Annotated in this window: 16 protein-coding genes; 7 read left to right on the forward strand and 9 right to left on the reverse strand. The window is 69.1% G+C overall.

Annotation, left to right across the window (positions count from 1 at the left end):
- Positions 1 to 36 precede the first annotated feature (36 nt).
- Positions 37 to 885, forward strand: a complete 849-nt coding sequence (locus ACIPC1_RS28175; RefSeq protein WP_402521754.1) for an aldo/keto reductase — start codon at positions 37 to 39, stop codon at positions 883 to 885.
- 54 nt (positions 886 to 939) lie between these two features.
- Here ACIPC1_RS28175 and ACIPC1_RS28180 read toward each other — a convergent pair whose 3' ends face one another.
- The gene (locus ACIPC1_RS28180) at positions 940 to 1,536 is read right to left on the reverse strand and encodes a TetR/AcrR family transcriptional regulator (protein ID WP_402521756.1); all 597 of its coding nucleotides are present in this window, start codon (positions 1,534 to 1,536) and stop codon (positions 940 to 942) included.
- 77 nt (positions 1,537 to 1,613) lie between these two features.
- Here ACIPC1_RS28180 and ACIPC1_RS28185 point away from each other — a divergent pair, with 77 nt between their 5' ends.
- Positions 1,614 to 1,934, forward strand: coding sequence for an EthD domain-containing protein (locus ACIPC1_RS28185; protein ID WP_402521758.1), 321 nt, complete (start codon positions 1,614 to 1,616; stop codon positions 1,932 to 1,934).
- 12 nt (positions 1,935 to 1,946) lie between these two features.
- Here the strand turns inward: ACIPC1_RS28185 and ACIPC1_RS28190 are convergent, their stop codons facing one another.
- The 4 genes from ACIPC1_RS28190 to ACIPC1_RS28205 form a co-directional block, all read right to left on the reverse strand.
- Complete coding sequence (locus ACIPC1_RS28190) at positions 1,947 to 2,906, reverse strand: alpha/beta hydrolase family protein (RefSeq protein ID WP_402521760.1); 960 nt, start codon at positions 2,904 to 2,906, stop codon at positions 1,947 to 1,949.
- A 209-nt stretch (positions 2,907 to 3,115) separates the two neighbouring features.
- A complete protein-coding gene (locus tag ACIPC1_RS28195; protein WP_402521762.1) occupies positions 3,116 to 3,514 on the reverse strand; it encodes a nitroreductase family deazaflavin-dependent oxidoreductase in 399 nt (132 codons plus the stop codon).
- Positions 3,515 to 3,562: 48 nt separating this feature from the next.
- Positions 3,563 to 3,745, reverse strand: a complete 183-nt coding sequence (locus ACIPC1_RS28200) for a DUF397 domain-containing protein (protein WP_402521764.1) — start codon at positions 3,743 to 3,745, stop codon at positions 3,563 to 3,565.
- A gap of 8 nt (positions 3,746 to 3,753) precedes the next feature.
- Entirely contained in the window at positions 3,754 to 4,605 is an 852-nt protein-coding gene (locus ACIPC1_RS28205; protein ID WP_402521767.1) for a helix-turn-helix transcriptional regulator, read from the reverse strand.
- 210 nt (positions 4,606 to 4,815) lie between these two features.
- Here ACIPC1_RS28205 and ACIPC1_RS28210 point away from each other — a divergent pair, with 210 nt between their 5' ends.
- The 3 genes from ACIPC1_RS28210 (at position 4,816) to ACIPC1_RS28220 (ending at position 7,717) form a co-directional block, all read left to right on the forward strand.
- Positions 4,816 to 5,253: an ATP-binding protein gene (locus tag ACIPC1_RS28210; protein WP_402521770.1), complete on the forward strand. Its 438-nt coding sequence runs from the start codon at positions 4,816 to 4,818 to the stop codon at positions 5,251 to 5,253.
- Between the two features lie 319 nt (positions 5,254 to 5,572).
- A complete protein-coding gene (locus tag ACIPC1_RS28215) occupies positions 5,573 to 7,072 on the forward strand; it encodes an alpha/beta hydrolase (RefSeq protein ID WP_402521773.1) in 1,500 nt (499 codons plus the stop codon).
- Positions 7,073 to 7,195: 123 nt separating this feature from the next.
- On the forward strand, positions 7,196 to 7,717 hold the full coding sequence (locus ACIPC1_RS28220) for a hypothetical protein (protein ID WP_402521775.1): 522 nt from the start codon (positions 7,196 to 7,198) through the stop codon (positions 7,715 to 7,717).
- A 184-nt stretch (positions 7,718 to 7,901) separates the two neighbouring features.
- On the opposite strand, the gene ACIPC1_RS28225 is transcribed toward ACIPC1_RS28220, so the two are convergent.
- Together ACIPC1_RS28225 and ACIPC1_RS28230 are read right to left on the reverse strand one after the other, a co-directional pair.
- Positions 7,902 to 8,375 (reverse strand): hypothetical protein, encoded by a 474-nt coding sequence (locus ACIPC1_RS28225; protein ID WP_402521777.1) that lies wholly within the window; start codon positions 8,373 to 8,375, stop codon positions 7,902 to 7,904.
- Positions 8,376 to 8,494: 119 nt separating this feature from the next.
- Positions 8,495 to 10,045: a CehA/McbA family metallohydrolase gene (locus ACIPC1_RS28230; RefSeq protein ID WP_402521779.1), complete on the reverse strand. Its 1,551-nt coding sequence runs from the start codon at positions 10,043 to 10,045 to the stop codon at positions 8,495 to 8,497.
- Between the two features lie 315 nt (positions 10,046 to 10,360).
- On the opposite strand from ACIPC1_RS28230, the gene ACIPC1_RS28235 reads away from it, so the two are divergent.
- Positions 10,361 to 12,946 carry a bifunctional FO biosynthesis protein CofGH gene (locus ACIPC1_RS28235; RefSeq protein ID WP_402521782.1) on the forward strand — a complete coding sequence of 862 codons (2,586 nt, stop codon included), beginning with the start codon at positions 10,361 to 10,363 and terminating at the stop codon, positions 12,944 to 12,946.
- Between the two features lie 224 nt (positions 12,947 to 13,170).
- Here the strand turns inward: ACIPC1_RS28235 and ACIPC1_RS28240 are convergent, their stop codons facing one another.
- Together ACIPC1_RS28240 and ACIPC1_RS28245 are read right to left on the reverse strand one after the other, a co-directional pair.
- The gene (locus ACIPC1_RS28240) at positions 13,171 to 15,183 is read right to left on the reverse strand and encodes an NPCBM/NEW2 domain-containing protein (protein WP_402521785.1); all 2,013 of its coding nucleotides are present in this window, start codon (positions 15,181 to 15,183) and stop codon (positions 13,171 to 13,173) included.
- A 169-nt stretch (positions 15,184 to 15,352) separates the two neighbouring features.
- Positions 15,353 to 15,874, reverse strand: a complete 522-nt coding sequence (locus ACIPC1_RS28245; protein ID WP_402521787.1) for a DUF2165 domain-containing protein — start codon at positions 15,872 to 15,874, stop codon at positions 15,353 to 15,355.
- 107 nt (positions 15,875 to 15,981) lie between these two features.
- Between ACIPC1_RS28245 and ACIPC1_RS28250 the strand changes: the two genes are divergently transcribed.
- Positions 15,982 to 18,402, forward strand: a complete 2,421-nt coding sequence (locus ACIPC1_RS28250) for a tetratricopeptide repeat protein (protein ID WP_402521790.1) — start codon at positions 15,982 to 15,984, stop codon at positions 18,400 to 18,402.
- Positions 18,403 to 18,520 lie beyond the last annotated feature (118 nt).

Genomic DNA, 18,520 nt, shown 5'->3' on the forward strand with positions numbered 1-18,520 from the left:
AGGGTGAAGTTGGGGGTGCCGAGGGAGAGGCCGTACATGACACAGAGCACGTTCCGTATCGGTGGGGATCTGACCGTAGGGCGGCTCGGCTTCGGAGCCATGCGCCTGCCGACCGATCCGGGCCCCGCCCGCGAGGGCGCCGTGGCGGTCGTCCGCCGGGCCGTCGAGCTGGGTGTGACGCTGATCGACACCGCCCACATGTACGGCTGGGGAGCCAACGAGGAACTCCTCGCCGAGGCCCTGCACCCCTACCCGGACGGGCTGCTCATCACCACCAAGGTCGGTGTCTCCCGATCGGCGGCAACGGGGGAATGGGGGCTGGACGGCCGCCCGGACACCCTGCGTACTCAGGTCGACCAGGCCCTCCGCCGGCTGCGCACCGACCGGATCGAGCTGCTCCAGCTCCACCGCATCGACCCGGAGACACCCCTCGCCGACCAGCTCGGCACCCTGCGGGAGCTCCGGGACGAGGGCAAGGTGGGCCGGATCGGGCTGTCCGAGGTCACCGTCACCGAACTCGACCGGTCGCGGGAGATCGTCGGCATCGTCAGTGTGCAGAACCGCTACAACGTCCTCGACCGCGAGTACGAGCCCGTGCTCGCGGCCTGTGAGGCGGCGGGCATTGCGTTCCTGCCGTGGCGGCCGGTCGCGGCGGGAGACTCAGGAGCAAGAGCCGAGGTCGCCGCCGTGGCATCCGAACTCGGCGCCACCCCCACCCAGCTCTCCCTCGCCTGGCTGCTGGCCCACTCACCGGTCATCCTCCCGATCCCGGGCACCGCCCGTATCGACCACCTGGAGGAGAACCTCGCTGCCGCACAGCTCCAGCTGACGCCGGCACACCTGGACCGGCTCGACGGGTTGTACGAGCAGGGTCAGGGCGTGTGATGAAAGTGCCAGCCGCGGCCACTTGTTGATGGCTACGACCAGCAAGGCGGCTTCCTAGAGAGCGGTGGGCCTGTCCGCATCGGTGGCACTGGTCCTCCTGGTCGCCAATGCTTGAACCAGTCGGCGATTTGCTTCCTGTGCGGTCATTCCCCAGTCCCACTCGGCCTTGTGGAGCCGAAGGGAGACGACACCGTGCCATGCCGACCACAACAGGAGCGCGGAGGCGAAGGGCGCGTCCGGGTCGACGAGCCGCGCGAGTTCGACGATGCGCGCCTGGAGGCGGGGGCCGTGCGCGGCTCTGGTCTCCGGCAGTGCGTCATTGCTCTCGAACAGGAGCTGGTACGCGCCCGGGTGGGCGGCGCCCCAGGCGATGTAGGCGTCGCCGGCCACGACCAGCTGGCTGTCGGCCTCGTCCGTGGCGTCGAGGGCCGACTCGACCGCTTCGACCAGCGAGGTGTATTCGGCGTCGAGCACCGCGGAGCGCAGGTCCGCCTCGGAGGGGAAGTGCCAGTACACGGCCGAGGGGGCCACCCCGCAGGCCCGGGCGATCGAGCGCAGCGACGGAACGGCCACCGCCTGGGGCTCCGCCAGCATGCCGATCGCGGCGGCAACGAGCTCGGAGCGCAGGTCGCGGGTGTCTGTCTTGGTCACTGATTCATTGAACACCCGTTCATGGTAGCGTGCAATGAACAGGTGTTCAGGAAGGTGGTGGCGGCATGCTCAGACTGATGACGGTGATCAGAAAGCGTCCGGAGGTTTCCACGGAGGACTTCCGCCGGTTCATGGAACTGGAGTACGGACCGACCTATGTGGCACTTCCCCAGGTCAAGGAGTACGTCCAGTACTACCTGACGGACCTCGTGGCGGACGGGGCGGAGGAGCCGATCGACGCGATCGTGCGGATCGGCTTCGAGTCGGAGAAGGAGATGCGCGAGGCCCTCGCGACCGAGGAATACCGGAAAGCGCACGAACTGCGGACGGCGTACATGCGGGAGACGTCCGTCGGTATTCATTCGGCCGTTCTGGACCGCAGGGTGCAGTTGGTCTAGGGAGCATCCGGCCTACTTCGATTCGATGCGGCCGAGCGGGTCGGGGCCGGCCGCCAGCGCGTCGCGCGCCGTCTGCCAGGCGGTGTCTCCCGGGTTGAGCTCGCTGCGGAGGTAGGCCCAGGTGAGCCGCTGGACCGCGGCCACTCGCGCCGGGTTCTCGTCCGTGGTCTCGGCGACGTCGTATCCGGAGACCCCGCCGAGCCCGTGCTCCGCGTCGAACAAGGTGAGCAGGGACTTGGGGCCGGGGGACAGGACGTACGGATCGGCGTGCCAGTCCGCGCCCGCGACCGTCAGGTGGGTGGAGGTGTCCTTGTCGCCTGCGACGACGAGCGCGGGCGTCGCCATCTCGGTGAAGTCCATGGTCAGGAAGAAGGAGTAGTTCTCGGCCACGAACTCGCTGACGGCATCGCCGCCCCTGCCGGGCGAGGCAAGCAGTACGCCCGCCTTGACCCGGGAGTCGGCCAGGTCCACCACCGTTCCGTCCTCCGGATCGGTGAGACGGGCGCCAAGGAGCAGGCTCGCGGTGTGCCCGCCCATCGAGTGCCCGGCCACGGCGACCTTGCTCCGGTCCAGGCGTCCGGCCAGCTGCGGTACGGCGGCCTCGATCACGTCGAGCTGGTCGAGGATGCGCTTCATGTCCTCGGCCCGTGAACGCCAGAACAGCGGCGCCCCCGGGGTCTCGGGATCCAGGCTCAGCGTCCTGGAGCTCAGATGGGTGGGCTGGATCACGACGAAGCCGTGGGCCGCCCAGAAGTTGGCGAGCGGGGCGTAGCCGTTCAGGGAGGAGAGGTGGTTCGAGTAGCCCTGCCCGTGCGAGAGGAGGATGACCGGCAGGTCGTTCCCGGTCACGGGGGCGGAGACCCGTACCTCCAGGTCCACCGCTCGGTCGGGAGCCGGCAGCACCACCGGACTGACCGAGAGGACGGGGGTGGGTGAGCTGAAGGGGTCGGCGGGGTGGGTCGATGCGCTCATGTTGCGGTGTCCGTTCAATGGCCGGCCGTGCGATGACCTCTCCTGCCTGTTGTCGGTCTCGTTCGGCCGATGGCGGGGGAGGTGGTCAGGAGCGTCCGGCTTCAGGAACTTGGGTACGCTGAAGCGGAACGTCGTTCCGATTACGATACGGAACAGCGCTCCGCTTTGTCAACGGCCGCCGAGGGGAGGGCCTGGGGCCACGGCGGGGATCAGCCGTCCGTCAGATCCACCCGCACCGTCAGCAGGTTCGTGCCGACCGTGCGGACCGCGGCGCTGTTCAGCCGGGGCAGGGACCTGAGCCGTTCGCGGGCGTCGTCCTGGACCAGCAGGTGGGCCGTCCCATCGTGCCAACGCCCCTTGACGCGCACCCGGACCCTCGGGTCGGCCTTGATGTTCCGCACGTACTGCGACTTCTCGCCGTACTCCGACACGATCCAGAACTCCCGCCCGACCCGCCGCCCACCGACCGGCGTCCGGCGCGGCAGCCCCGACTTGCGGCCGGTCGTCTCCAGGAGTGTCTGGAACGGCAGCAGTTTCATGACGGGGTTGCCGATCCGCCGCTGGAGCGACGTGACGACCCTGAACTTGAGCTCGTGGTGGCGCGACATGCGGGGGCTCTTTCGTCGGTGGATCCGGTGGTGGATCCGGGTGGCGGTTCAGTCGTGGTTCTTCTTGAGGGCTCGGAGGAGGGTGGCGAAGGTGTCGGGGTGCGCCGAGAGTATGACCCCGGCGGGGTCGCTGCTTTCGGTCAGATGGACCGTTTCTGCGGTGGCGGCGACATGCACGCAGGCGTCACCCTCCTGGCAGTAGGACGAGGTCTGCCAGTCATGCGTGGACATGGGGCTCCTTACAGGTCGTGGGCGATGGCGTGGATCAGGTCCCGGGACTTCTCGGGGCTGAGGGCGGTGGCCTCCACCACGTCGAGCAGGTTCCGGTACTTCTCCAGGAGCGCTTCGGCGTCCAGGAGCACAGGCCCGTGGAACTGATCGAGTTGCGCGGTGTCGAGCTGTGGGACAGGGCCGTGCAGGTAGTTGATGGACTGGCCTGACCCCGGGAAGGCGCCGACGTCGAACGCGAGTACTCGCACGGTGATGTGCTCCTGCTCGCTCATGTCGAGCAGGTGCTGAAGCTGGGTGCGTGCTACGTCCCGGCCCCCGACGCGCATGCGCAAGGCTGCTTCATGGATCACGGTGCGGTAGGGGATTGGACCGGCCCGGTAGATGACGTCCTGCCTCTTGATCCGATGCGAGACACGGTGTTCCACCTCGGGGGGTGTGGGGGCGGGGATCACGTGGCGGAAGATCTCGCGGGCGTGGTCATGGGTCTGAAGCAGTCCCGCGATGTGGGTGGTGTACGCGGTGCGCACGGCGGTGGCGTGGTGCTCCAGTTCGGCGAGGTCGAGCAGACCCGTTGGCAGGACTTCCCGGTACGCCTCCCACCAGCCACGCGTCTTGTCGGTCGCGATGTCGACCAGGGCTTCGACGAAAGCCTGGTCCGAGCATGTGTAGGCGCGGGCCATCGCCCTGAGGCGGTCCGGGCTGACGCCGAATCGTGCCGACTCGATGTTGCTGAGTTGCCCCTGGCTGACCCCGAGTGCGCGGGCTGCCTCGGTTGCCGTCATGCCGGCTCGTTCGCGCATTTTGCGCAGCTCAACGGCAAGCCGGATGCGGCGGGCCGACGCCGAGGGCTTTTGGGGCATGTGAACTCCTCTGGCTCTGCGCCGAGTTGGGGTGTCACTCACATGGGCGAAGTCTCTCGAAGTTTTCTCGGATTCGCCAAAAGTTATTTGTACGTGCCCTATCTTCGTTCCCAGGCGCCCTGCTCAGGAGCACCCCGCTCGACGGAGCGGCATCGTCACTGGGCTTCGCAGACCAACGACCCCAACTCCCTCTCGTGATCGGAAACTTCCATGGCAACCGTATCCCCGCCCTGGTCCTACACCCTGCAACTTCCGCACGATCCACGGGCTCCGGGCATCGCCCGGGGAACCCTCAGGCTGATTCTGGCCGCCCATGAAATGTCCGAACTCTCCCCCACGGCAGAGTTGTTGGCCGCGGAGCTGCTGACGAACTCGCACCGCCACACCAGTGGCCCGTACGCCCTCCGGGTCCTCTCGACCGAGTCGGACCGGCTGCGGGTCGCCGTATGGGACTCCGACCCAAGAGTCCCGTCCGGCTTCGGCGACGTACCCCGACCTGCCGCGGAAACCGCCGAGCACGGCCGCGGCCTGCACCTCGTACGGGCCTGCGCCGACGCGTGGGGCGCGTCCGTGCTGCGCGAACTGGGCGCGTCGAAGGGCGGCAAGCTGCTGTGGGCCGAGTGCGGGCGCGGGGTGGCGACGTGGTGAGCGGGGCGGTGCGGGCGGTGGGGAATGCCGAGCGATGGCGCCCGCCCTCCGCGGAGTACACGTACACCACACCGCTTGCTCACGACTCCGCCGAAGCGATCACCGTCGTCCATACGCACCCCCTGGCTTGGGTGTGACCGTCGTGTACTACTTCCGTGATCCACAGGTCGTGGATCAGTAACGCCCCGGGGGAGGTGAACCCGGCGGCCGACGCCGGCGCGTTCGGGCAGGCCCTACGAGACCCGTGCGGTAAACCCCAGGAGGCATAGGGGGGTTGGCGGGATGTGACGGTGGGGAGCGGGCGGCGAAGCTCTTCGGTATGACGAAGACCACGCGAAATGTCGCCCTGATCGTGGCCGCGTCCGTCGTGCTCGGCGTCACCGCGCCGCTCACCGCGACGGCTGCCGTGGCCCCCTCTACTCCTGAGCTCCTCGACTGGGCGAAGTGTGAGGGGAGCGGGCTCGATCCCCGGCAGGAGTGCGCGACCGTGCAGGTGCCGATCGACTACTCCGATCCCGGTGGCAAGAAGATCGGTATCACCGTCTCCCGTATCCCCAGCGAGAAGCCGGCCGTACGCCGCGGAGCCTTGCTGCTGATCGCCGGCGGGCCAGGCGGCGGCAGCCTCGACGAACTCTCCGGGAAGGGACAGGAGCTGCCGCAGGAGGTGCGGGACGCGTACGACCTGATCGGGTTCGATCCCCGGGGGGTCGGCCGTTCCGCGCCGGTCAGCTGTGGTCTCGAAGCCGACGACCTTGCGAGGTCCACGTTCTTCCCCTGGCCCGCCCCGGACGGGTCGGTCACCGAGAACATGGTCACCGCCCGGCGGATGGCCGACGCCTGCGCACGCGACGGCGGTGAGCTGATTCGGCACATCAGCAGTGCCGACAACGCCCGTGACATCGACCGTATCCGGGCGGCGCTGGGCGAGCGGAAGCTGTCCGCGTGGGGTGTCTCGTACGGCTCGTATGTCGGCGCTGTCTACAGCCAGTTGTTCCCGCACCGCACCGACCGCTTCGTGCTGGACAGCAACCTGGACGGCAATGGCGACCCCGAACACGGCCAGGCTTCCCGTGCCTTGTGGGCGGGGTTCGAGACCGGTGTCGAGGACGTCTTTCCTGAGTTCGCCAAGTGGGCGTCTGCGCCGGGGAATCCGTACCGGCTGGCCGATACGGCGGCCGGGGTGCGGCCGCTGTTCCTGCGGCTCGCCGCACGGCTGGATCGTGAGCCGATCCCGTGGCCCGGGGCCAATCCGGCCGAGCTGAACGGGAATGCGCTCCGGCAGACCATGGTGGACACGTTCTACGACCCCGACGGGTTTCCGGCTCTGGCCCAGCTGATCCTGGCCGCGCAGAACGGCACCGTCCCACCCGCGCCCGAGGCGCCCCCCGAGCCGCTGCTGCAGAACGGCCTTGCCGTCGCCCTCGCCACCATGTGTAACGACGACGAGTGGCCCAGGTCAACATCTGTGTACCAGAAGGAAGTTGACGAGAGCCGGGCCAAGTATCCGCTGACCGCCGGGATGCCGAGGAACGCGATGGCCTGTGCTGCCTGGCCGTATCCGGTGAAGGAGAATCCCGTACGGATCACCGATCGCGGTCCGTCCACCGTCCTGCTCGTCCAGAACCGGCGTGACGTGGCCACCCCGCTCAGCGGCGCCCTGAAGTTCCGCGCCGCCCTCGGCAGGCGCGCCGTCATGGTGACCGTGAACTCCACCGGCCACGACGCCTACCTCGCCAACGGCAACGAGTGCGGCGACCGGATCGTCTCCCGCTACCTGGCGACGGGGGAACTGCCTCGCCGGGACACCTACTGCGGCTAGGCCCTGTCTGATAAATGATCAAGCTGTGGGCGAGCGAAGTCGTCAGCTGCGCGGCTACCACGGCAGCCGCAGCCGGTCAGGCCCTTCAAACGGACGACATCGGCGCGTGCAAGGCTGAGCCGCATGACCAGTGAAGCCGATGAACCACGTCGAGACCTGTTCCTCCGAGACGGCCTGGAGGCGGCAGACGTGGTACGTGTTCACCGCGAGGCGCTTCGGGTCCTGCGAGACAGCATCGAGACGGCTCACGTCGATGCCTACAGCGATATCGCATGGCCACCGGAAGTGGCGCCCGCGTACGAGCAGGTGTTGTCGATGGCCGCCAACGAGGTGGCCGAGGGCGTCCGGTCTGCGAAAGGTGATCCTGGCATGGGGATTGACGTCGATGTCTGCGACGACACGCAGTTCGACGTGCTTCTCGCCTTGGCTCCCTACACGATTCATGCCGAGGCGTGGCGACAGGGGCGAGCGATCTTCAGCGCCGGCGACACGGGCACAGCCCTGTGGATCGCTGTCACGTCAGAGCAAGAGGTTCGGCTCATGTCACGGCTCGATGCGCTGGGTGTTCCGCAAACGGCGTTCACGACGCAACCTCGCAGGCGGCGAGGCCTGTTCGCCCGGTGGTCACGGCACCAGATCGCGTAGCCACAAGATGAGCGAACTCAGCTGCGGTCCCGCTTGGTAGCGGGTGGCGAGCTTTTCGAACCGTGTTCGGCCTCCCGGGCTTCTTCTCGGACCGGGTCCACCGGGTCCACCGGGTCCACCGGGTCCACCCGGACCACCTGCACGTCGCGTTCGACAGCGATACCTAGGACCTGTCCGGTGCGGATCAGGCAACAGACGCGTCGGACCGGGCGTACGCCACGCACTTGAGCGCGGCACCCGCTCCGTCGGTGAGGCAGACGGTGGTGAAGGCGGCCCCACCGGGGACATCCGCCGGGACGCTGAAGGAGAGCGGTGCGATGCCGTTGCACACCGCGGTACTGCTCCTGACGTCCAGTTCGTTCACGCCTGAGTCGTAGGTGAAGACGTACGTCTTACGACACCCGCTGGCCGTGAGGGCTCGCTGGTTCCCGGAGACGCCGACCGAGCGGTTCTGCCAGGTCAGGGTGCCGCGGGCGTAGGTGGCTCCGTAGGTCGCGTCGAAGGCGTTGGTGGGGTAGGCGGCGGCCGCCCTGGCCGCGGCGGCGGCAGACTCGGCGAGTCCGGAGGGGGCCGCGGTGGCCGCCGGAGCCGTAAGCCCCACGAGGGCGAACGTCGATGCGGTGATGGCTACGAGGACGCCGTGACGCGGTACGGACACAGAACTCTCCTGTCACACAGAGGAATACACCGGACACGCTGGGTACTCCGTGCAGTGTGCAGCAACACGGTGCCGCCCGGATACCCTCCTGCATCAGGCGGCACCCCACACCTCCGACGTCAACGCCCCAGGAAGATCGGATTCGTGAACGCCGCCAACGCCCCCGGCAGCGGCGCGAGCACCACCTCGTGGCGGAGTTCGGCCCGTACGTACGCCGCGTACGAAGCCGTCGTACGCCACTCGACCGTGCCGGAGCCGTCGACGGGCAGTGGGTCGCTGGTGAACAGGACGCCCTGGTCGGTGACGAAGCGGACCGTGCAGCGGGGTGCGCCGGTGACCTCAAGGCGGAGCGTGACCGGGGTGTCCTTGTCCACCTTCAGCCGCTCGCCGATGCCCGCGTGCTCCCCCTTCGACCCGGCGGCCGAGAAGGCGAGCGACACGGCCCGGGACTCGGCCACGTAGGAGCGGCCCGCCCGGATGCCGTCCTGGATGGCCTCGCGGGTCAGATCGTCGGCGAGGACGACCGTCTGCGGGCGGCCGACCGGGTCGGGGTCGCGGTGGGCGTCGCTGTTGCCCATGGCCGGGATCCAGCCACGGCCCTCCCGCACCGCTGCCACCAGCATGCCGTCCCAGTCCGCGAGGGCCACCTCGTCGTCGGGTCCGTACGCGCCGTTCCACACCTCGACGGCGTCCGCCTCCCCGAAGCCGAACTTCCAGTTGCAGCCGATGCAGGTGGCGTGCGGGTGGGCGGGCACGACCAGGCCGCCGGAGCGGCGGATCTCCCGGGCGTACCTGCCGAAACGGTTGTCGCGGGCACGGTAGCGCCAGTCGACGAAGGTGCCGGGGTCGGTGCCGAGGGCGAGGACGTGACCGTTGCGTGTGGTGACCTCCTCGCCCACCATGATGAGCAGGTCGTCACCCGCCTGGTCCGCCCAATGGGCGTGCGCGGACGTGGTGTTGTGCTCGGAGGAGTTGATGAAGTCCAGGCCCGCAGCGCGCGCGAGGGCCGCGAGCTCGGCCGGGGTGCGGCGGCCGTCCGAGTACCAGGAGTGCAGGTGGCAGTCGCCGCGGTACCAGGCGCGGCCCCTGCCCTTCGCCCGCGCGGGCGGGTACACCGGCTTCGCGGCCGGACTCGGGTCCCCGTAGGTGAGCGTGATCGTGACCTCGTACGGCAGTCCCTGCGGCGAAACCGTGTACGGGGCGAGGGCGATGTGCCAGGTGCCCTCGCGGACCGGTCCCGGGAGGTAGCCCGGCGTCGCGTCGTCCGCGCGGATGAAGAACTCCGTGCGGGCCCCGCCCGACCAGCCGCGGAAGCCCTTGCCGCCCAGTTCGGTGCCGTGCTCGTCGAAGACGCCGATGTCGAGGGCGTTGCCCTGGGTGCCGACCGGGACGGACGGCCGTTCGTAGGTGTACGAGACCTTGATCTCCCGTACGCCCGCCGGGACTTCGACGGGGAGGTACACGAAGTCCGGCGAGCCGGTGGGCAGCGTGCCGCGCACCGTCCTCGTCTCCAGCTCGCTCGCTGCTTCCGCGTCATAGCCAGGTGAGAAGGTCACGCTCCCCAACGTAAGCGCGGCAGCCCCTCCCGTCACGATCAGGGCGCGTCTGCCCATGCCGTTGATTCCGTCAGTGCTGGCGGTGCTGTCGGTGCCCTGATCGTCCTCACGCATGTTGCTGCTCCCAAGACGTCGTGACTGACATGGGCGGGCGGTGCGGGTCGGCTCGTACAAGGCTTCTATGCGGTCTTGTACCAGGCTTGTATGCGGTCGTGAACTGCGGTGCAAGGGAAAGGGATCCGCAGCTTTCGCTTGGACGCAGACGGCGTGCCGGGCAGGCTTGAGGTGAGGCTGGTGGGCCTGGAGCGGAGTGTGTGGCCGGTGGTGGGCGGGGTTCCCGTACCGGCGTCGGTCTGTGACGACCTGCCGCACCGGAGGAATACGCCTGCGCCCTGTGGTCTCTGATCACCACGATCGTATGCTCGAAGGATGACGACTTCCGCGACCTCTGGAACCGGCCCCACCGAGAACTCCATGCGTCGCGCCCTCAAACGTGCACGTGAGGGCGTCGCCCTCGACGTCACCGAGGCCGCGGTACTGCTCCAGGCCCGCGGCGCCGACCTCGACGACCTCACCGCCTCCGCCGCCCGGGTGCGCGACGCGGGCCTGGCGGCGGCGGGCCGCCCCGGCGTCATCACGTACTCCAAGAGCGTCTTCATCCCGCTCACCCGCCTGTGCCGGGACAAATGCCACTACTGCACCTTCGTCACCGTCCCCGGCAAGCTGCGCCGGGCCGGCCACGGGATGTTCATGTCCCCGGACGAGGTCCTCGACATCGCCCGCCGCGGCGCCGAACTCGGCTGCAAGGAAGCGCTGATCACCCTCGGCGACAAGCCCGAGGACCGCTGGCCCGAGGCACGCGAGTGGCTGGACGCGCACGGGTACGACGACACGATCGCGTACGTACGGGCCATCTCGATCCGCATCCTGGAGGAGACGGGGCTTCTCCCGCACCTCAACCCCGGGGTGATGTCGTGGACGGACTTCCAGCGGCTGAAGCCGGTGGCCCCGTCGATGGGCATGATGCTGGAGACGACGGCGACCCGTCTGTGGTCCGAGCCCGGCGGGCCGCACCACGGCTCACCGGACAAGGAGCCCGCCGTACGGCTGCGGGTGCTGGAGGACGCCGGCCGTTCCTCCGTCCCCTTCACCAGCGGGATCCTGATCGGGATCGGGGAGTCGTACGAGGAGCGCGCGGACTCGCTGTTCGCGCTGCGGCGCATCTCCCGCGCCTACCACGGCATTCAGGAGCTGATCATCCAGAACTTCCGCGCCAAGCCGGACACGGCGATGCGCGGTATGCCGGACGCCGAGCTGGACGAGCTGGTCGCCACCGTCGCGGTGGCCCGGCACATCATGGGCCCCGCGGCCTGCCTCCAGGCGCCGCCGAACCTGGTGGACTCCGAGTACGGGCGGCTGATCGGCGCGGGGATCGACGACTGGGGCGGGGTCTCGCCGCTGACCATCGACCACGTCAACCCGGAGCGTCCGTGGCCGCAGATCGACCTGCTGACCGCGGAGTCCGCGGCCGTCGGCTTCGAACTGCGCGAACGCCTCTGTGTCTACCCGGAGTTCGTGCAGCGGGGCGAGCCGTGGCTGGACCCGCGGCTGCTGCCGCACGTACGGGCGCTGGCGGACCCGGAGTCGGGGCTGGCGCGTGCGGATGCCGTCGTCGAGGGGCACCCGTGGCAGGAGCCCGATGAGGCGTTCACGTCGTCGGGGCGTACGGATCTGCACGCGTCGATCGACACCGAGGGCCGTACCGGCGACCGCCGCGAGGACTTCGACCACGTCTACGGCGACTGGGACGCGCTGCGGGAGGCGGCGGCACCGGGGATGGTGCCGTCGCGGATCGACACCGACGTACGGGCCGCGCTCGCGACGGCCGCCGACGACCCGACCCGCCTCACCGACGACGAGGCGCTGGCGCTGCTGCACGCGGACGGGCCGGCCCTTGACGCCCTCTGCCGCATCGCCGACGACGTGCGCAAGTCGGCGGTCGGCGACGACGTGACGTACATCGTCACCCGGAACATCAACTTCACCAACGTCTGCTACACGGGCTGCCGCTTCTGCGCCTTCGCGCAACGCCGTACGGACGCGGACGCGTACACCTTGTCGTTGGACCAGGTGGCGGACCGAGCCCAACAGGCCTGGGAAGTCGGGGCCGTTGAGGTCTGCATGCAGGGCGGGATCCACCCCGATCTGCCGGGCACCGCCTACTTCGACATCGCCCGTGCGGTGAAGGAGCGCGTCCCCGGCATGCACGTGCACGCCTTCTCCCCGATGGAGGTGGTGAACGGCGCGACCCGCACCGGCATGCCCATCCGCGAATGGCTCTCGGCCGCCAAGGAGGCGGGCCTCGACTCCATCCCCGGCACCGCCGCGGAGATCCTCGACGACGAGGTCCGCTGGGTCCTGACCAAGGGCAAGCTCCCCACGGCCACCTGGATCGAGGTCGTCACCACGGCCCACGAACTAGGCATCCGCTCCTCCTCCACGATGATGTACGGCCACGTGGACCAGCCCCGCCACTGGCTCGGCCACTTCCGCACGCTTGCCCGCATCCAGCAACAGACCGGCGGCTTCACCGAGTTCGTCACCCTCCCCTTCATCCACACCAACGCGCCCGTCTACCTGGCCGGGATCGCCCGCCCCGGCCCCACCATGCGGGACAACCGCGCGGTCATCGCCATGGCCCGCCTCCTCCTCCACCCGCACATCCCCAACATCCAGACCAGCTGGGTGAAACTGGGCACCGAGGGCGCGGCAGAGATGCTCCGCTCCGGCGCCAACGACCTCGGCGGCACCCTGATGGAAGAGACCATCTCCCGCATGGCGGGCTCGTCGTACGGCTCGTACAAGTCCGTCAAGGAACTGGTCGCGGTGGCGGAAGCGGCGGGGCGTCCGGCGAAGCCGCGTACGACGTTCTACGGGACGGTGTCGGAGGAGCGGCAGCAGGCGGCGGCTGCTTCGGACGGTCATCTGCCGGAGTTGTTGCCGGTGTTGGACTGAGGGAGACACCGCTCCCGGCCGAAGAGGCCGCCTCCCACCTGGCGGTGGCGGGGAATCCGCCTCGGAGTGTCAGTGGCCCCTGTCGGCCTCCTGCGGCTCCTGTGATCCATGAGCCTCAAGGAGCAACAGGGGAGCGGTACTTGACCAGGAGCAGAAGACTCAAGGGACTACCGGGCCGCAGCCGCACGGGACGCGGCCCGGTGGTCCCACTCGGTGAAGCCGGATCACTCGCAGGTGACCTCGGCGCCCGCCCAGTCCGCGAGGTCGCCGATATTGGCATCACCGGCGTCGGTGACCACGAGCTTCAGCAGGCTTGCCCCCGTGACGTCGGCGGTGAGCTGTTGGGGCGGGTCGCCGCGTGAGATGACCCCGGTCTCTTTCACCAGCTTGCCGTCGGCCCACACCTGGAAGGTGACCGAGCCACTGAGCGACGTCGTCAGGTCGTCCAGGCCGACGGTGCTTTCCAGGGTCGAGCACGTGCCGCCCAGGTAGTAGCTGACCTCGCTGGGTGCGAGCGTGCCCAGTCCCTTGGCGAACGTCTGCCCGTTCAGGGTGATCGCCTGTCCGTCGCCCGCGGCGGCACCGCCGTTGCCGGTGTTGCGTTCCACCGGCCCGGAGCCGTTGGACGTGGCGACCCACTGGTCGTCACCGAGCGAGCTGACGCCCGCGGGTTGCTCGGCGACCACGGAGACGGTCAGGTCGTAGCCCACCGTGGTCGGACCGGGCTCGTATCCGGTGCCGACGTGCAGTGTGTAGTTGCCCGTTGGCGCTCCCTCCGGCACGGTCACCGACCACCGGGTGCTCAGTTCGTGGCCGGTCTCGAGCCGTGCGAACCCGGTCGGTGAGGTGGCCCTGACGGTCCAGCCCGCGGGGCCGGTCAGCTCGACGCTGCCGTCACGCGCGGGCTGGACACCGTCGTTGCCGGTGACGGTGGTCACCGTGGTGGTCGTACCGGCTTCGACCAGTGGGGGCGCGCCAGCGAAGAGGGCGGGGTACTCGATGGCGGTGTGCACGGCAGGCGGCAGGCTCTGCCAGTCGCCGCCCGATCGGACGCGCAGCATCGTGGTCCCGTGCGGCGGTACGACGGCGCTGATCCCACCCGCGGACTCGGCACTCGTGCCTGCCCACAGGTCCTCGACCGCGTACCCGGAGGACCTCGGCAGGCCGACGGCCGAGGCCGTGGTGCTGATCGTGGCCGCCGCGTCGGTCTCGTTGAACAGCGCGACGGCCCGGTCGCCGTTCTCCAGCGGCTTGGTGATCACGTGCAGGCCGTTCGCCGAGCTGATCTCGGTGCCCTGCACGCCGAGCGGGTCCTGATCGACGGCAATGACCTCGGAGTTGCTCAGGATGTCCATCGTGGCGGGAGTCGCCTCCCGGATGTCGGTGCCGATGATCAGCGGCGCCGACATCATCGACCAGAGGCTGAACTGGGAGCGGTATTCGACGTCGGTCATTCCCCCGTTGCCGATTTCCAGCATGTCGGGGTCGTTCCAGTGACCGGGCCCCGCGTACTGGCCGAGCTGGATGTTCGCCTTGTAGATCGACAGCAGGCTGCTGTAGGTGTCGGTGATGTCGAGGGTGGTACGCCAGGAGTTGCCGACCGGCGCGGCCCAGGTCCAGGGATCGCTCTCGCCCCATTCGCAGATGGCGTAAAGGATCGGCCGTCCGGTGGCCACCAGGGCGTCGCGCATCGTGGTGTAGCGCTGCTGGGCGCTCAACCCCTCGTTGTTGCAGTTGTCGTACTTCAGGTAGTCCACGCCCCAGGAAGCCCACAGGTCGGCGTCCTGCTGCTCATGGCCGAGTGAACCGGGGAACCCGGCGGCGTAGTTGCAGGTCTTGGTCCCGGCGCTGGAGTAGATGCCGAACTTCAGGCCCTTGGAGTGCACATAGTCGGCGACGGCCTTGATGCCGTTCGGGAAGCGCACCGGATCGGCCACGAGGTTGCCGTTGGCGTCGCGTGTGGGAAGCGCCCAGCAGTCGTCGAGATTCACGTACTGGTAGCCGGCGGCTTTGAGACCGGAGGAGACGAAAAGGTCGGCTATGTCCTCGATCATCTTCTCGTTGAACGTCGAGGTGCATTGGGTGGAATTCCAGTTGTTGAATCCCATCTGCGGAGTAAGTGCGAGATTGTTGTCCAAGGCGTTGACGGAGGAGGTCGTGGCCACTAAACCCATGGCGCACGTCCCCATGGTGAGCACGGCGGCCGCCGCCGCGGCCATCACTGAACGGATGGACATCGAACCCCTCCTTCACGGAAAGTGCAGAGGTCGGGGACCGGAAGAGAAAAGAATTTTGGAGACCGGTCGGGGTTCCCGGGGTGGTGGTCATTCTCAGGTGTCGGCAATTTAGCGACCGAATGTATGAGCATCCTGAGGGTCGGATAAGAGCTGCTCGACGGACCTCGGATCAACGGCCGCTCGAACCGGTCGTCGTCTCGCCCCACGGCAGATGAATGACCACCAGCACGACCCCGCTCAGCAGAAACACCCGCATCGCCGCGTCCAGCCCGTTCCAGTCGCCCGACTGCCACATGGAGAACCACTCGCCGCCGACGCCGATGAAGCCGGCGCCGAAGAGGAGCAGGAGCATCAGGAGGCCGAGGGTGGAGACGGAGCGGGCGCGGGTGTCGTCGCGGCGGGCCCAGAGGTACGTGCCGGCGATGAGGACGAGGGCCGCGATGGTCTCCCAGGCGATGATCGCGACGTACGCGGCGTCCTGGAGGGCGTGTGACGTGATGGCCCGCCACATCAGGTCGTCGTCCTTGAACGTCGTGTCCATCGCGAGGACATGGCGGACGAACTGCTGGTTGGTGCCGAAGTCCGTGATGTTGCCGAAGGCGACGAGGGTGATGTAGAGCGCGACCGTGGCGGTGAGGAGGGTGGAGGTGAGGCGGAGGACGGTGGAGTGGGGGGTTCTGGAGAGCGGCATGTTCCCACTATGGCCGACACGTCGAACAGCCAACACCCAGGCGTTATCGGGCGAGTTGGGTCAGACTGGAGACCGGTCCGGACGGGCGATGCGGAGGAGTCGGGCTAATGGTACGGGCGCGTCCGTCGATGCGGGAGCTGATCAGGGACCGCACGCGGCGCGGGTTCGTCGGGCGGCTGGCGGAGCGTGCCGCGTTCCGGGAGAACCTGGAGCTGGCGCCCGAGGACGAGCGGCACCGGTTCCTGTTTCATGTGCACGGGAACGCGGGGGTCGGAAAGAGCTTTCTCGTACGGGAGTTGGAACAGCTCGCGCGGGAGCGCGGGGCGCTGACGTCGTACGTCGACGAGTCGGTCGGCAGTCTGCCGGAGGCGATGGCGGCCATCGCGGAGCATTTCGCGCGCCAGGGCCACCGCTTCAAGGAACTGGAGCGGCTGTTGACCAGCCACCGGGAGCGGCGGCACGAGGCGGCGGCAGTCGTGGACGCCGGTCCCGAGGGCGGGGAGCCGTCGGCCGCGAGCATGGCGGCGGCCCGTGCCGGTCTGGTGGGACTGGGCCTTGTGCCGGTGGTCGGTGCCTTCACGGGAGCCCTGGACCCCGCCCAACTCGCCCAGGGCGCCGACCGACTGAGGGCCGGCCTCAGCGCCCGTTTTCGCACGCAGGAGGACGTACAGCTGGTCGTATCCCCTGAGCGCGTCCTGACCCCCGTGATTCTGAGGGAACTGGCCGAGGCCGCGGACCAAGTTCCGTGGCTGGTCCTGGTCTTCGACACATACGAACGGACCCGTCCCTTCCTCGACGCCTGGCTCCACGACGTGATGACCACGGACCGGTACGGCGCCGCCCTGCCCGCGAACCTCGTGGTGGTCACCGCTGGGCAACACCGACTGGACCCCGCCCGCTGGGGTGGCCTCGCGGACTTCGTCACGGAGGTGCCGCTCGGGCCGTTCACGGAGACGGAGGTACGGGGGCTGCTGGCCGACAAGGGGGTGATGTCGGAGCCGGTGGTCGAGGAGGTACTGCGGCTCACCGGTGGGCTGCCGGTGCTGGTCTCGACCTTGGCCGAGCAGCGCCCCGCCGACCCGGACGACATGGGCGACCCCAGTGCCACGGCCGTCGAACGCTTCCTGAAGTGGGAGCAGGATCCGGCATACCGGATGGCGGCACTCTCATGCGCGCTGCCCCGGCGCCTGGACATGGATGTGTTCCGGGCGGTCGTGGACTGCACGGACGAGGAGGCCGACGCGCTCTTCGGCTGGCTGCGCGGGCTGCCCTTCGTGGACGATCGCGGCGACCGGGTGCGGTACCACGACCTGGTGCGCGAGCCGATGCTCCGGTTGCAGCGGAGCGACTCGCCGCGTGGCTGGACTGGGCGGCACGAGAGGCTCGCGGAGGTGTTCGGCGGCTGGAGGGAGGAGGCGGCGAGCGGCCTGCGCCCCGGGGAGGAGTGGGAGCACGAGCCGTGGCGCGGGCTGCGGCTGGAGGAGATGTACCACTCGCTGTGTGCGCGGCCGAGAGCGGCGCTGTCCGGGGCGTTGGGGGACGTTGTCACGGCCTGCCTCGCGGATCCGGCGGTGGGCCGCCGCTGGGTGCGGATGCTGGTGGACGCGGGCGGGGCCGTGGATGACCCCGTCCTGTGCGACTGGGGCCGTCGGCTGTCCGAGGCGCTGGCCGATCAGCCGGCCGGGGTGTCCCGGGCGATGGACCTGCTCCTCGCCTGGCCTGGGCTGAGCGGCAGGGGCAGGGCGATGGCACACGTGCTGAGGGGCCGGGAGCTGCGGAAGGCAGACGAACACAGAGCGGCCCTGGTCGCATACGACCGGGCGGTCGAGCTTGATCCAGGCTGGGCGATGGCCCACTACGGCCGGGGCATCACCTGCCAGGCATTGGGCGACCTCGCTGCCGCTCTGGCCGCGTTCGACCGTGCGGACGAACTGGCCCCCGACACCGCGCGGATCGTCGCCGAGCGTGGGGAGACCTACCGGATGGCGGGCCGGTTCACGGAGGCCGTGGTCGACCTCGACCGGGCCATAGACCTCGACCCGGCCGATTCCAACGCTCCGGCCTGCCGAGGGGTGTGCCGACACGCGCTCGGGCAGTACGACAAGGCACTTGACGACTTCAACCGTGCGCTGAGCCTTGACGAGGGCAACCTGTGGGCGCGTGTCCGCCGGGCTCGAGTGCGCTGTGTGAGGGGGGAGTGGGACGGGGCATTCGCCGATCTGGACCGGGCCGCCCTTCTGGCACCTGACTCCGCCTGGGTCGCGTCGGAACGGGGTGATGCCTATCGGGTCGCGGGTCGCTACGAGGAGGCTGTCAACGAACTCGGCCGGGCTGTCTCCCTCACCCCCGACTACGCCTCGGCCCTGGCGGGCCGTGGAGCGTCCCTCCATGAGCTGGGCCGGAACGAGGAGGCCCTGATCGACCTCAGTCGTGCTGTCGAGTTGAACCCCGGCTATGCCTGGGCGTTGGCGATGCGAGCCCGGGTGGGGGCTCAACTGGGTTACCAGCAACGGTGTGGGCCGAGCTGACTCCGGGTCGCGTGGACCAGTGACCCGGGCGCGCCCGACGCCAAAGAACAAAGAACCGGGGAAAGAACCCACCCCCACCCCACCCAGCCCGTCTCCCACCGCACCCCTGGTCACTCGG

The organism is Streptomyces sp. NPDC087263 (assembly GCF_044744645.1).
Taxonomy (GTDB): domain Bacteria; phylum Actinomycetota; class Actinomycetes; order Streptomycetales; family Streptomycetaceae; genus Streptomyces.